Source organism: Ornithinibacillus proteolyticus (assembly GCF_039581225.1).
GTDB lineage: Bacteria > Bacillota > Bacilli > Bacillales > Amphibacillaceae > Ornithinibacillus > Ornithinibacillus massiliensis.
Window position 1 is genome coordinate 1 of the sequence record NZ_JBCPXV010000063.1, and the last position, 14,862, is coordinate 14,862.

General features: G+C 36.2%; 11 protein-coding genes. 5 read left to right on the plus strand and 6 right to left on the minus strand.

The annotated features are described in order from the left end of the window. Positions 1 to 160: 160 nt before the first annotated feature. Positions 161 to 1,876 carry an acetate--CoA ligase gene (gene acsA / locus AAIB49_RS17970; RefSeq protein WP_343458824.1) on the minus strand — a complete coding sequence of 572 codons (1,716 nt, stop codon included), beginning with the start codon at positions 1,874 to 1,876 and terminating at the stop codon, positions 161 to 163. A gap of 381 nt (positions 1,877 to 2,257) precedes the next feature. Between acsA and AAIB49_RS17975 the strand changes: the two genes are divergently transcribed. Continuing rightward, entirely contained in the window at positions 2,258 to 3,301 is a 1,044-nt protein-coding gene (locus AAIB49_RS17975) for an IS1595 family transposase (protein ID WP_343458825.1), read from the plus strand. A gap of 225 nt (positions 3,302 to 3,526) precedes the next feature. Continuing rightward, positions 3,527 to 4,105 (plus strand): hypothetical protein, encoded by a 579-nt coding sequence (locus AAIB49_RS17980; protein WP_343458826.1) that lies wholly within the window; start codon positions 3,527 to 3,529, stop codon positions 4,103 to 4,105. A gap of 133 nt (positions 4,106 to 4,238) precedes the next feature. Here AAIB49_RS17980 and AAIB49_RS17985 read toward each other — a convergent pair whose 3' ends face one another. Beyond that, on the minus strand, positions 4,239 to 5,099 hold the full coding sequence (locus AAIB49_RS17985) for an HNH endonuclease (RefSeq protein WP_343458827.1): 861 nt from the start codon (positions 5,097 to 5,099) through the stop codon (positions 4,239 to 4,241). A gap of 101 nt (positions 5,100 to 5,200) precedes the next feature. After that, complete coding sequence (locus tag AAIB49_RS17990) at positions 5,201 to 6,067, minus strand: SMI1/KNR4 family protein (protein ID WP_343458828.1); 867 nt, start codon at positions 6,065 to 6,067, stop codon at positions 5,201 to 5,203. Positions 6,068 to 7,091: 1,024 nt separating this feature from the next. Between AAIB49_RS17990 and AAIB49_RS17995 the strand changes: the two genes are divergently transcribed. After that, entirely contained in the window at positions 7,092 to 7,652 is a 561-nt protein-coding gene (locus tag AAIB49_RS17995) for a DUF5067 domain-containing protein (protein ID WP_343458829.1), read from the plus strand. 766 nt (positions 7,653 to 8,418) lie between these two features. Here the strand turns inward: AAIB49_RS17995 and AAIB49_RS18000 are convergent. The 3 genes from AAIB49_RS18000 to AAIB49_RS18010 form a co-directional block, all read right to left on the minus strand. Continuing rightward, the gene (locus tag AAIB49_RS18000; protein WP_343458831.1) at positions 8,419 to 10,974 is read right to left on the minus strand and encodes an ABC transporter permease; all 2,556 of its coding nucleotides are present in this window, start codon (positions 10,972 to 10,974) and stop codon (positions 8,419 to 8,421) included. A 311-nt stretch (positions 10,975 to 11,285) separates the two neighbouring features. Next, a protein-coding gene (locus tag AAIB49_RS18005; RefSeq protein WP_445254529.1) for an IS3 family transposase occupies positions 11,286 to 12,408 on the minus strand; the annotation gives its coding sequence in 2 pieces (ribosomal slippage) (positions 11,286 to 12,135 and positions 12,134 to 12,408; 1,125 coding nt in all). Beyond that, the gene (locus AAIB49_RS18010) at positions 12,405 to 13,001 is read right to left on the minus strand and encodes an ABC transporter ATP-binding protein (RefSeq protein WP_343458832.1); all 597 of its coding nucleotides are present in this window, start codon (positions 12,999 to 13,001) and stop codon (positions 12,405 to 12,407) included. The genes AAIB49_RS18005 and AAIB49_RS18010 overlap by 4 nt, the downstream gene beginning before the upstream one ends. 478 nt (positions 13,002 to 13,479) lie before the next feature. Here AAIB49_RS18010 and AAIB49_RS18015 point away from each other — a divergent pair, with 478 nt between their 5' ends. Together AAIB49_RS18015 and AAIB49_RS18020 are read left to right on the plus strand one after the other, a co-directional pair. Next, positions 13,480 to 13,872, plus strand: coding sequence for a hypothetical protein (locus tag AAIB49_RS18015; protein WP_343458833.1), 393 nt, complete (start codon positions 13,480 to 13,482; stop codon positions 13,870 to 13,872). 217 nt (positions 13,873 to 14,089) lie between these two features. Next, positions 14,090 to 14,737 (plus strand): hypothetical protein, encoded by a 648-nt coding sequence (locus AAIB49_RS18020; RefSeq protein ID WP_343458835.1) that lies wholly within the window; start codon positions 14,090 to 14,092, stop codon positions 14,735 to 14,737. Positions 14,738 to 14,862: the final 125 nt, after the last annotated feature.

Here is a 14,862-nt window from a genome sequence, read left to right on the forward strand (position 1 = left end):
TTTGCCTTCAAGCCCTCCGCACATTCCCTCACGAGCATGCACTGCCTGTCAGCTATACACTTCCGCCACTACGGCGTGTTTGGGACTTTCACCCTTAAGTTCGGAGCGCTGCCAAGCGCACAAAAACCCTCCAGCTCACTTTTTGCTGGAGGGTTTTTTGTTAAGATTCTAATGTAGATGTGTCACCAGTTGGTAGCCCTAGTTCCCAAGATTTAAGCAGACGACGCATGATTTTACCGCTTCGTGTCTTTGGAATTGAATCACGTACTTCAATCTCACGAGGTGCAGCATGTGCACTTAATCCCGTTTTCACAAATTGGCGAATATCCTCTAATAACTCATCCGATTCCTGATACCCAGGATTTAGTGTGACGAATGCTTTAATAATTTCCCCACGCTGTGGATCTGGTTTACCGATAACACCAGCTTCTGCTACTGCAGGGTGTTCAATTAGCTTACTTTCTACTTCAAACGGACCTACACGCTCACCAGATGTATTAATCACATCATCTAAGCGACCTTGGAACCAAAAGTAACCATCTTCATCACGGTAAGCACTATCTCCTGATACATACCAGCCATTGATAAAGTAGCTATCATATTTACTAGGATTATTCCAAATCGCACGCATCATGGAAGGCCATCCTGCTTTAATGGCTAAATTACCCATTTGATTTGGAGGGATTTCATTCCCCTCATTATCAACAATCGATGCTTCAATACCTGGAATTGGTTTCCCCATCGAACCTGGGCGAATCTCCTCAGAAGGTAGATTCACAATTAATTGTGCACCCGTTTCGGTCATCCACCATGTATCATGAATACGTAAATCAAATGCTTTCAATCCCCATGTCACCACTTCTGGGTTCAATGGTTCCCCAACACTCAAGATATGGCGCAATGAAGAGAAATCATGTTTTTTCACTAGTTCTTCACCAGCACTTACGAGCATACGTAATGCAGTAGGTGCCGTATACCAAACGGTGACGTTGTGTTTCTCTAGTGTTGAATACCAATCCTCTGGTGTAAAGCGGCCTCCACGAATAACATTGGTAACCCCATTTAGCCATGGTGCAAACACGCCATAACTCGTACCTGTCACCCAACCAGGATCAGCTGTACACCAATACACATCATCATCCTTCAAATCAAGTACCCATTGACCAGTTACATAGTGCTGAATCATTGCATTATGCACATGGTAAACCCCTTTTGGCTTACCAGTAGATCCAGAGGTATAGTGAATTAACATTCCATCCTCTAAATCTACCCATTCAATATCAAAGCTTTCACTTGCTGCTTCTATTTCCTCATAAAAATCGATATATTTATCAGATGGCTCACTGCGATTACCAACTAAGATGATTTTCTCTAAGTCTGGTAAATCCTCTTGTGGTACACGTTCTAATAAATCAGGTGTCGTAATCAGTACTCTTGCCTCACTATCTTGAAGACGATCGCGAACCGCCTGTTCCATAAAGGCTTCAAATAATGGACCTGCGATTGCACCAGTTTTTAAAATTCCGAAGAAGCTTACATAGAATTCTGGGCTTCTTGGCATGAACAAAAATACCCGATCCCCTTTTTGAACATCGTATTTCTTAAGGACATTAGCAAATTGATTACTTTGCTTACTAATATCGGAAAAGGTTAAGGATTCCTCTCTTCCAGGCGCTGAGTATAAAAGGGCAACTTTATCTTTTTTCTCTGGGTTTTCCGCATGGCGATCAATTGCTTCATATGCAATATTCACTTTTCCTGTTTCATTCCAAGAAAAGCGCTTATGCACATCCTCCCATTTGAAGGTGGATCTTAATTCATCATAGTTCTTTAGATTATAATTTCCTTCTCTTGCCGGTACACGTTGCATATCCATCCTTTATCACCTCATCTACAAAATTTGCAACCGATTACATTTCTTAAATTATGAAATATTTAAAATGTTTATTAGTATTTTAGAACATTTTGTGAATTTTTTAAAGTGTTTAGCACTAATTTGATAGAATTTTATATCAATTAGTGAGAAGAAGGGCATATCCCCATAAAAATCAGCGGCTTTCCGTAAATGTTCACTTATTTCGTATATAGTTCTAATTTACCATTATATTTTGTAAATAATGGTATTAATGGTATACTTGAGTAATTGTTGGTTTTGATTCTATTAAATTTAGGCTCTGTTAAAGTTAGCTGTTGATATTTGATTTTAAGGAACGAATGTTCTATAATTAAACTAACTACAATAGGGTTGGTGATGATTGTGAGAGCTACTGAAATCCTTAAAGCCATTCAAAAATTAAATTCAGCAGAGAAGCACAGATTGCGTGAATATTTAATTGATGCACTCACAGCATCAAGTTCGACTGGAACCGTTCTTCACGAAATATCTGAACGTAAAAATAAGAATGGGTATGAATGTCCAGATTGCGAATCGGTACACATTGTTCGATTTGGCAAATATACAACCATCGTTGATGGCGAAGAGGTTAAAAAGCAACGTTATCGCTGTAAGGCTTGTAAAAAGACATTTACTGACCTCACAAATACAGTTCTTTATCGAACTCGTCACCTTAACCAGTGGATTAAATTTGTTGAGTGTATGATTGAAGGTTATTCTCTACGAAAGTCTGCTGACTTAATAGGTAACATCACTCACGTCACTCTATTTTATTGGAGACACAAACTATTATCATCGTTAAATCAAATTGAAATCCCTAATTTTGAAGGTATCGTAGAGATAGACGAGACCTATTTCTTGTACTCAGAAAAAGGACAAAGAAAAATTAAAGGTAGAAAACCACGTAAGCGTGGTGGTTCTGCGAAGAAACGTGGTATAAGCAATGAACAAGTTTGCGTGTTGGTTGCAAGAGACCGTGATAAAACCACCTTTTCGCAGATATTAGGTATGGGTAGGTTAACCAAAGACCAATTAGACAAAGCCATCGGGCATAGAATTTCAAATGAAAATATACTATGCACGGATTCTTGGCGTGCATTTAAAACATATGCTGCTGAAAAGGGAATGGATATTTACCAATTCAAGTCCGATGGTAAGATTCGTACAAAGGGGCTTTATCACATCCAGAACGTGAATAATTATCATAGAAGACTAAAAGGTTGGATGCAACGATTTAATGGTGTTGCGACCAAGTATTTAAACAATTACCTTACTTGGTTTCAGGTCTTGGAAAGTATCCATCACCAAAGAAATGAAGTAACAATGAATGACTTGATTATTAAAGGGAATTTAGTACAGAATTCAGAAACTTATGATACACTTAGGTTAAATAAATTTGCTGTATAAGCACTGATGCTTGTTCAACTAACGGGGCAGGTTAGTGGAAGAAGGAAAAGAAAATGGGGAGAATTGTTTTTTTAAATCTAAGGAGACGGTTAAATCAGTGGGTGTTGTTGGGGAAGCCAGATCCATCCCTGAGCGGTCTTTCATTTCTGTTTCATTCGTTAACTGAGACAGATAAAACAGCGTATTTGCCAAAACCTTCCGCTCATCCGGTGTCGCTCTACCGATTTGAATACATTCAAGGTATCCTATGGAGCTTCCACAGATAACGGATATACTTATGCCTATTACGTAGAGGCGATTGGTCAAAATGATAGAAGAAAATTCGAATCCGATGTGATTCAACTAGAAAATAAATCTGGAATGGAAGGTTATTCGATTGTGAACGATACGAATCCAACCACCATTCCCGATGATACCATTGAAACAACAGGGACAAGTTACGCCTTGAAAGAAAAACATTTCAACAAGGACTTATACCTTCATGTTGCTGCCATTGATAAAGCCGGCAACAAATCGGTTTCTCACTTCAAAATAGAGAAGCCGGAATTAACGATTCAAGCCTCGAATTCTTGGACGAATGGCAATGTCGTGTTGACCATCACGAGAAAGGGGGATTGGGTTGGAAAGAATCATGCTGCCCAATGGTACCGTGACGACAGGCACTTCTGTTTCTTATACTGCAACAGAAAATGGCACCTTGACCTTCTATGGGTTGACGAGGGGCGGAAACGTATTGGCAATTCAATCTTACGTTGTTGCCAATATAGACCGGGAAGAGAAAGACGTGCTGATCGTTCCAGGTGATGAAAAGTGGCGGAATGAAGACATCGAAGTGAAAATCAACGTAGCGGATTAAAAGAGTGGAGATAGAAAGAGGATGAATTCTATAGCAAATTCGTCCTCTTTTCTTTATAGATATAGTTGAGATATTATAGGGTTACTTTTTACCCCAGATTGACTTTCCTCCTGTATGGCCAGTTTTTCCATGAAGGTTCCTATCTACTAACTGTAGTAGACCTCTGTTTTCATGATGATGCCACACATAACCTCTTGGCGTTTTTCCATTGCGAATGTCTTGTTGTTGTAGTGAATTAAATTTAGATCTCACACTGGGACTTTTATCAAAAGATGCCTTCAATTGTTTGTTGGCATACTTAAATTGAGTGGCGTTAGTGGACTTCAAATTAGCAGTAGGCAACGTAGTTTGATATTGTCTTGGGAAGACTGGAAATCCATTTTTATTGAACTTAACGCCTGTTTTCGGATGTTTTTTTCCTGCCAGTTTCCCATTGACAACTTTAATCCATTTTTCCGAACTCTTTAAGAACTGTTTCACAACTTTTTTTCCGTTTTTGGTTTTAACAATAGCCTTTGCCGCTGGCAAGGCCCATCCCCAGGATAATTGGTATTCGCCATCTTCAGGAATTAATTCCGGGTCATATTCACCCTCTATGAGTTCCCACTCTGACTCATCTTCTATAATGACAACTTCTTCTTCAATCAAACCTACTGATTCATCATCCATATAACTTGCACTATATACACCATTTTCATCAACGAAAGTGCTTTCAAATTCTTTCAGATACGTATTATATTCTTCTTCTGACATGGATTCAAAGAAAATCGCATCATCAACGCTTCCATAATAGCCTTGTTCAACTAAATCTTTCGCTTCTTCAATGCTAATTTCTGAATTGTAATCGACAGAAGATGCTAGAGCTAAAGAAGGACCAACAGACAGAAAAAGTAACATCGAAGATATCGTTGCAATAATTAAAGTATTCAATCTCTTTTTCATGCAAAGTTCTCTCCCTCATTGTTTGGTGAGTGTTATAGATACTTCCATGGTTCTACTACGGTAGATGAATCTTCTACCGTAGTCGCAATGGAATGAAACACCTAGTCTATGCTTTCTTTACTATCAACTAATTGTTGTAGCTTTGCACCATACCTCGAAAGACCTGTATCATATGGGTGGTTCTTCAGTTGATCAATAATACGGCCTATTACTTGCTTGTTTTCTGTACTCTCCGTATTGTATCTTGACTCGATGATCTTATACAGTATTTCCGCAACAACATGAGGTGCGTGCATAGCCTTTTTGTTCGAATGAACTATCTGCTCCATATTCGTAAGTAACCATGTTGAATCATCTTCATTGCGGTAAAAGTATTGCAATGCTTCTTCTATTAAACCTAGCTTGTCCGTTTTGAATATCTTTTCTGCTTCTTCATGTGTATAGCTGTCATTGAATACTTCGATATTTGCTGCATTGATTAACGCATCGTTTTCATCTTCATATAACTTGCTTAGAAGTTCCTCAAAGTTGGCCGCAATGACATCTTCGAATTCCATCTCCGTGTCGATTAAGATAATTGGAGGATTCGTCTTGGTTTGACGATAATCAAATGCAATAAATCGTTCGCCTCCGTTGCCACTTAGAATGACAATATCTTTTGGAAGCTCCCACTCTTTGATGAGGTAGATGGATTCTAAAACACCTTCACTTTTCTTTGTACTGATACCATGTAGAAACTCAATGGTTAAATCAGCATTTGCCTCTGGATCTTCTTCATCAACATCTTGTTCGTAGACATACGGGTAGCGATTACATTTTAACTCTCCTCCATTCTTCTCTTTAAGTAGATTTATATAAGAAACCGGGAATTTGATTCCCAATTTTCCTTCTACTTTTTCTATAGTTTTGTCATCGAGTGGATCCAATTCATAGTCATCAAAAACGTGGTTTGCCCAAATGTCAGCCATTGATTATACACCTCTCATACTGGTTTTTTATAGTAAGTTAACATAAGATTTGGGAATTGTTTTAATATTCGACACTTTTACAATACCACCATTTATTTGGAAGGGGTATGGGTCTTTTCAGCCATTTCATCGACAGATTTCGACTAACTATTTGTCTAATCAAAACAACGAACTAAAGTAGACCTTGATTCAGTTACGATTCCTTCCGGATTCATTCATTAGAATATAGAAGGGATCATTTTATTAGGGGGTGGACTTACATGAAATATACAAAAAGAATAGTAGCTGGTCTATTAAGTACGCTTTAGCTGCATCTACACATTTACAACTCCTGTTTCTGCAGCATTCTTTGTTAAACCGACTCTACAAGCGACTCCAAATCATAAAGAAAACTATGTTTCTTTGAATTGGGAGATCAATGACAAGTCTTCGTCTTACCGGTACCAGCTCTATCAAGTTAGGGAAAGGAAAGAAGAAGCTAACTCTATTCAAGCAAAAGACTCTGTTAGAGTATTGAATATTTATCCTGAATTTAAAATTTTTCTCTGTGGTAAATATCAGCCCAGCCCCAAGACCCTACGGTCTCCTATTCGGCTATGATCTTACAATATTGCTAATCTGGGGAGGTAATTACTGGTACTAATACAAAAAAAGGATTAGTCTAATAGCTCGAACCATTCTTTATGTCGTCATTACTTTGTTCCTATTGGGTGTAGTCGTGCCATTCCTCACTAAAATAATTATTTTCTTATTAAATGAAACCGCAATGATACTGAATAATAGAAGTAATAATTATTGTCTTTCTACTTTACTAACGGGTGCGTTAGTTGAAGAAAACGTTATTACTAATAGAACTTCCAAAAAAACGGAAGTTCTAATTTTTTTCCTATTTATCAACAATAAACTTTAACATAGCCTAAATTTAAAAGAGAAGTCAAAAAAGGATCATATTATCATATGGCTGTTATCAACTATGTATTACATAGATGATATAAATATATTCATAAAAAAGGGGACAAGGTTTATGAAGAAAATTCTATTTATATTAGTAGGGTTAGTGTTGTTGCTAGCCGCATGTGGTAACGATTCTAATGATTCAGGTGATAACGGGGGCAAATCATCAGAAAACAAAACTCAAGAAACAAATAACGATAATAAAGACGAAGATAATGGTAGTGAAGTCAGTGATACAGGATTTGATAACGGTGATTATGTGTACGAAATTAAATCAATCGAACAAATAACTGGTAAATACAATGATACTCAAATTTTAGCAATAGAAATGTCATTTACTAACAATTCAGAGGAAGCTACTAGTCCATGGATGTCAATAGGTATTGATGCAAAACAAGAAACGGATACAACTGTGGAGACTTTAACAGGAGCAAACGGACAATTCCCAGAAGATTATAAACCTGATTTAGTAAAAATGGGAAATACAGATGTTAAACCTGGGGCAACTGTTGACGCTGTTATAGGATTTGAAATTTTATACCCAGGTGAACCAGTTAAACTAACAAATTTTACCTTCACTGACGAGGTTCTATTTGAAAAAGTCGTGGAGACAACAGAAGCAAGCGAATAATAAACGATTAGGGAAGCATTTTTGGTGCTTCCTCTTTTTACAGCTTAAAACCGAACGTACATTCCACTTAGGGAGTAATATGTATACACACACACAGCAAATTACATTAAGAATTTGTATGCAGTTTTATCAATTAGCACACCGGAGCAACTAGAGAATAGGATATATTCGCATAAGTGGGAAGAGTATTTAGACGATTGGCTTAAATTCAAAGAAAAGCGTGTAAGCTATTCAACATAATTACATGATGAGGGAAACAATCACGTAAAACCAGCTCTAGGAAATATTAAAGTTGCAGATTTAACTGCTCGTCTAGTAGATGAATTTTATGACTCACTTTTAGAAAATAAAGTGTTGTTACAGCAGGATTCAAACTTGCGACACACGGTTTAAGGAACCGATTTATTTAACTCTGTACTGTTGTAAATACTTGATATAAAAAGGGTAATAAGTTTTTCTTTGGTGGACTTTTGACTGTGTAAGTAAGTAAAAGTCCACTAATTTCCCCCCATTTCTTAGAATAGAATTTTTAATCTCACTAATATAATATTGTCTTGAAACAAAAAGTAGATGGTCACCTACTTAAAGGTAACCATCTCTGCTTAATCAAACTTTACTAGAATTCCATTTCCGAGAAATTTAGATTTCAAGCGTAAATCAAAACTATCTACTTTATTTGGCACAACGAATGTAATTACGCCACTCATTTTACCCTCTTGAATACTATATAGCTAGACCTCTGATCTCTTCTTTTGATATTTAAATTTTAAATAAATGATTGTCTTAAATTTCCCCTTAATAAGCTATAGGTTACGGTCAATATAAGTATATATAAACAGAATCCTGTTAAGATAATGAATGTTATATTTTTTACACTTACTGGATAAAAACTAAAGAAAAGTAAAAAGCTTATCATACTACCAGCCACTAAGGCAATCCCTGTCCACAGGGACACTTCTTTCATATATAACACGTTAATACTCTTTAGTTTCCAGCCTAAGATTTTATAATTGTTTATTTCCTCTTTCCGGTTTTGAAGCATTGCACTAATATTTTCAACGAATGTAATAATTGTTAACAAGTATGTACAGAAGATAAGAAGCTTGTTCCAGTCATTTACTTCAGCATTAATATACTGTCCGAGTAAAGTAAGATTAGTTTGCACTACTGATTCTGTTAATGATAGATATACGAATGACGCTAGTGAGCTTACTAATATAATTTGAAAGAATGTTGCAACAATACTCTTTCTATAATACAACACATTTCTCAGCACTAAAGAGTTAGTAACTGTTACTTTTTGATTTCTTTTTTTGTCTTTTTCCTCAAGAACACTGTTAAGTTGCTTTGTTACTATCACTAATATCATTGTCAGGATTAAGATAATAACCAATAGTTGAATTAATAACAACAAGACATATTGGTGCTCAGCATGCATAAAGGCTGCAACACCTATAAACGAGAATAGGATAGATATTACTAGCAAACTAATTATCTCTTTTCTAAACAAACTTTTAATATGTTTGTACTCCCATCCAAGTATTTTAAATCGATTTATCTCATCCTCTTTCTCTACAATCCATAACCTTATACAATTTATTACATAGATAATGGAAACAAGTACGAAGACTAAAGCTAATAATAAATTGGTAATATCCCACTGCCCGACGATTTGACCAGAAGCACCTAATGTCGTCCATGACTCCTGTACTAATCCAACACCTTCGACTTCCACATCGATTTGTTGTAAAGAGGAACCAGCAACTACATCTACATGTAATCCCATTTCGCTAATCTCGTTGGCTATTCTCTCAATCTTCTTTGCTGCAGCAGGAGAATATTCATCAATCCCTGCTACTTTGACACGGATTGCGTCGATTGGTTTATCTCCCTTTACAAACTCAGCTGATTCTATATTCGTGACGCCTTCAGCAGGAGCAGTAATATAACTTCCTGCAGTAAAAGTTGGTGTTAGGGTAATCTCACTTCCTGAAGCATCGATATGCGTTACTGGCTCTAATTGATAAATCCCTAGTGGGCTAGCTGCTAAACTTTCCTGCTTATCGTCTATATGATAAAAACCTACTGCATCAGTCATTACTGATAACAATTCTTGTGATTGATTAGCTTCCGTAATTCTGATTCCTTTTTCTTCAAGATGACGATAAATTGGTATGCCATTTTCTTCACCAATTTTTTCAACTCTTAAGCCTTCATCTGTTTGTTTATAATTTACAGGGTCGGCCAAATAGTAGCGTGTTATGTTATTCCAATTCGTGGAATTAGCATAGCTTACATTCTGGCTATACTCGTCCATATCGACAAGACTTCCATCTTCCTTCACAACGATTCCTTTCCCTTCCGCATTGAATGGTTTAAGGAATTCTGTAAACTCCAATTCATGATATATTGTATTTGTTTTTTGCGTTTCCATTAGCTCTTTAAAAAATTGCTGATAGTTAGCGTCACCAATATAGCTGATAATCTCATTAATATCAGACACTCCCCACTGTTCCTCGAATTGAAGTGTATCCTCATTAGTAAACGGTAATTCCCCAACCTCTATTTTGGCTTTGACAACTACATTACTATCTTGTAATTGCATAACAGGAATAATATGAACTTTCTCTAGTAATTCTGGATCCGATCCAAAGCCTTGAGCTAATCCTTTTTGTTCCTTGCCGAATACTATCGATGTAAAGCTGATACCAGTTAATTTTTCCTCTTCTTTGGCATCAATTCCTACTAAATGGTTATATGTAACAGGTAGGGGAAATAAAGCATGTATTGGATGTCTGAAACTAAACATTTCTGTTTGCCTTACTAAATTCGCCAATATATTATCGGAGGATTCTAAAAATACCTGTTCATATGTATTATATAAATAGTCATTTACGCCATCTGTTGTGGAGTATTCCACTCGATAAGCTGACGCTTGATGAGGGGAAGGTAATACACCTAATGTTGAATTAATTCCAGTAAAATAACCTAGAGAAGCAACAGGAGCTGCAATCTCAATGTCTTCCCTATTTTTGATTTCATTCCATTGTGCAAGCGATATACCTCCTCGCCCACCTCCTAAGTAATTTTCGGGAACAATTCCGAGGTCTTTTTCGATGTCAGATATTGCATCAGGAGATCGAACTAATAAATCATAGCTTCCTCTAGAATGTTCAGCAATATCGGAATGAATATTACCATACATATTTTTAATAGAGAATAAGGCGATTGGGAGAATAGAAAAAATGATAATGAAAGCAATAATAAACAAAATACTCTTCTTTTTAGATTTAATTAGATTTTTAATTAATAATTGATTCATACCAAACTACTCCTTCATGACTCCATCCTGTATGGTTAAAACCCGATTACTATACTTTACTAAGCTATTATCATGAGTAACAAGGATAATGGTTAATCCTGTTTTATGGAGTTTTTGGATGATGTTTAAAGTGGACCCCATCGTCAAGACAACTTTTTTATAAATTTAAGGTGCATTGAGTTTTGCTCCTTCCCATCTTGCCAACCATGCCTTTCATGTGGCAGGTTCTGTCAAGGGCGTATTCTCCCTTGACAGGTTCTGTCGCATGAAAGATAATTTCTCAAAGATGGGAAGGGCAATGACGAACCTGTTTAATTAAAATAAACTGATGATGGTGTTTTATAATCTAGCGATTGATGAGGGCGATTGTAATTATAAAAATCAATGTAATCTCTTATATTTATTCTAGCCTCCCTTGGACTTTCATAATCTTTTAGATATACTTCTTCGTACTTTATGTTGCGCCAAAAACGTTCTATGATAATATTGTCCAAAGCACGTCCTTTACTGTCCATGCTGATTTGAACTTCCTTAGAGTTTAGTAGATTGATATATTTGGGACTGGTAAAATGGCTGCCTTGATCACTATTAAAGATAACGGGTTTAGCTATAGAGAAGGCCCTTTGAACGGCATCTAGGATAAATCCAATTTCTAGGGATTGATCCAGCTCCCAGCTAATGACATAGCAGGAATACCAGTCAATAACCGCTGCTAAGTACATCCAGCTTCGTTGGAGTCGAATGTAGGTAATGTCAATGCTCCAAACGTGATTTGGATAGTTAATGTTCACTCCTTTCAGTAAATATGGATAAATTCGATGTTGTAGATTCCGTTTACTTAAATTTGGACCCGGATAAACAGCTTGAATCCCCATTTCTCGCATGTGACGTTGTACTCTTTTGCGATTGATATTCACTCCTTCTTGGTTTAGCAGTGCTGTTATCCTACGAGACCCATAAAATGGGTATTTTGTATAAATTTCATCGATACGGTGCTTGATGGCTACATCTTCTGCTGAAGGCCCGACTGGTTTATAATAAAGGCTTGAACGGTTAAGGCTTAATAGCTCTGCCTGTTTTGTAATGGATAATTCTGAGTCTTGCCATTCGATCATATTCACACGTTCTTGCCTAGTTGTGGTAGATGCCAGATTTTTTTTTGAGCCACGACAATTGCGTGGTTAATCGGCCTACTTCAGCGTATAGATTTTCAATTTGTTCTTCATAATCAGCTTTCATCTTTTCTTGATCCTTGTTCTGCTTTTGAAACAGTTGCGGCATTTGTTCTAGAAATTGTGTTTTCCATTTCCGCAGCTGATTAACATGAATCCCATATTCAGAGGACAGCTCAGTTAAAGACTTCTCTTCCTTAAGAATTTCCAATACAACTTGTGCTTTAAATTCTGGTGAATATCGTTTCCTTTTTTGTTTCATAAACCTACCTTAACATATCCTTTCTTGCTGTCTAAAATCTTGGGTCCATTATAGTTCATTACATTTTCTGTATTCTTCCGATCTAGATTCCCCGTAGGCTCGTCACATAATAAAATCTCTGGTTCCATTAAAAGAGTTCTCGCTATGGCTACCCTTTGTTTTTCCCCTCCTGATAATTCTTTCGGAAAATGATTCATTCGGTGATTTAAGCCGACCTCTTCTAGATGGTGCCGTGCCTTCTCTTCAATTTCATTCCTCTTACCGTATGGTAACTGTGGCACCATTACATTCTCTATCACTGTATATTGATTGAATAACTTATAATCTTGGTAAACAAAACCGATTTTCTTACGACGGTATTCTTGTATATTAGCCCGGCTCATATCGTTCAGATTTGCCCCATCTATTTGAACGATACCAGACGTAGGTTTCAGTATGCCTCCAATTATATTCAATAGAGTAGTTTTACCCGAACCAGAAGCTCCTAAAACAGTAATCCAATCGTTCCTGGCTATCTCCAATGTTATATTTTTTAGTGCAGTAGTAATAGTATTTTCCCCAAAGTTCATTACGATATCTTGTAGTTTAATCATGATTTTTCCTCCTACCAGAAGTATAAGAAATACCTTTAAGCAATTTAACTTAAAGGTATTTCCATGCATACATGTCTCAGTTAAGGTAGTCTTTTATGAACCGTGGCACTTGCTGATTCAGCAGTACCATCAGTACGACTTACAGTCAAAAATGTTGGTTTATATGTAACCCAGGTGTTTTGACTATAGTAAGAATAGTGAATTTCTCTAAAACCTGCCGTATTATTAGACTAATTAGAGTAAATTATCTGTCTATTAAACATTATCACACTTTCCATATCTGGTAAATATTTTTTTGGAAATATTTACTATAAAATTCACTTAAAAGCGTCAAATAGTAGAATTTTATAACTCATTTTTAGTAAATGAAATACTATCATAGGTTTTAATACCAAAATTATACAACTCAGAATTTTATGTTAAGATTGAGTAGGTTAGAGAACAAAAGTTGAATAATTCGTCAAAGGGGGAAGTAATCGTGAAAAAGCTGGTATTCTTCGTTGTTTTATTTTTAGGTCTAGTTGGGTGTAGCCAGAAGGATATTGTTAACTTCGAAGAAAACACCACGCTAATTGTAGAAGAACGAGTAGGAGATGAGCTTACTAGTGATTATGTAGTTATAAACGAAATTCAAGACAAAGATATCATCCAAAATATAAATAAAAAATTTCGCAGTGCTAAATGGGATACAAATACAGATATATCTATGGAACACGAACCAGATTATAAATTAAATGATAATTGTCATATTTGGATTACTCCCGAGGGTAATAAATTAGAAATTATTATTCGAAATAATAATTATTACACACTGTTATCAGAAGAAGCCTCATCAGAGTTATTGAAGATAATCACAAATGAAGATCTTTAATCAAGTTAGTCTTTGAACAAACGGTAGAACTTGCTTACTAGCATTGGGCATTTCCCCTGCATCTGCAGTAGCGAAGTCCGTGCAGATTTTGAACCTGCAAGGCTCTACTCAGCTTTTTCTTTTCTAAATGAATAAAGCATTTTTCCTGATGCTGACAATCTATTTTGTACTGGTAAAAGTAATTATATAAAACAGTTGAATTCAGGGAGGACATTGTATGTTAAAAAGAATATTTAGTTTAGTGTTAATCGCACTAGTTTTAACTTTAGTAGGTTGTAAGGCATCTGGTACTGAGGATAATAATGATGAAAAGCTAGATTCTGAAAATTCGGCATCAGAAAAAGAACCTGTTCTTGTAAAAGAGTTAGGTACTATTGGTACTGAGGATGACGTATTTGTTGAAGAAGAAGTTGATTTGAGTGAGTATCCTAAAACCGTTGATCTTGAAGACCTTTCTTATACTGTTGATTATTTTGAACAGGAACTTATGTCTAACTATTCCGTATATATTAGAGAGCATCCAGGTAATCCCAAGGAAGGTGATTTTCCTACAGTTGATTATGTAAGACCTGGTGATAAGGTATATGCCTTTGAAAAAGCAGTTGTGGATGGCGTTACTTATTATCATGTAAGAAAGGGAAATCTTGTAGGTTGGAGTATTGCTGATGATTTAGTAGATTATGATGGTGCAAAAGTCTCCGCTAGAAGAAATAATTATGGTTCACCTTTTGCAAATACTACTTATGCCCCCAACTCTGTTTATATTAGTAAGGTTGGAATTAAAGATACTACAATTCATTCGTTTACTCTGTATGGAGTTCAAACAGAAAACTTTGATAAAGCAATAAAAAAAGAGGATTCTTAGTAAACCCGTAATCAAACAACGCATACAAAAATGAAGCACCTCTTGCTAAGATAGAAATATCAATTGAAGGAGGTGCTTTTCTATGCCACATGAAGAACTAATCATCGTGCCCGTAACACTCCATC

Coding starts and splice junctions, on each gene's coding strand:
- acsA (WP_343458824.1), bottom strand. CDS start 1,876: ATGGATATGCAACGTGTACCGGCAAGAGAAGGAAATTATAATCTAAAG.
- AAIB49_RS17985 (WP_343458827.1), bottom strand. CDS start 5,099: ATGAAAAAGAGATTGAATACTTTAATTATTGCAACGATATCTTCGATG.
- AAIB49_RS17990 (WP_343458828.1), bottom strand. CDS start 6,067: ATGGCTGACATTTGGGCAAACCACGTTTTTGATGACTATGAATTGGAT.
- AAIB49_RS17995 (WP_343458829.1), top strand. CDS start 7,092: ATGAAGAAAATTCTATTTATATTAGTAGGGTTAGTGTTGTTGCTAGCC.
- AAIB49_RS18000 (WP_343458831.1), bottom strand. CDS start 10,974: ATGAATCAATTATTAATTAAAAATCTAATTAAATCTAAAAAGAAGAGT.
- AAIB49_RS18010 (WP_343458832.1), bottom strand. CDS start 13,001: ATGATTAAACTACAAGATATCGTAATGAACTTTGGGGAAAATACTATT.
- AAIB49_RS18020 (WP_343458835.1), top strand. CDS start 14,090: ATGTTAAAAAGAATATTTAGTTTAGTGTTAATCGCACTAGTTTTAACT.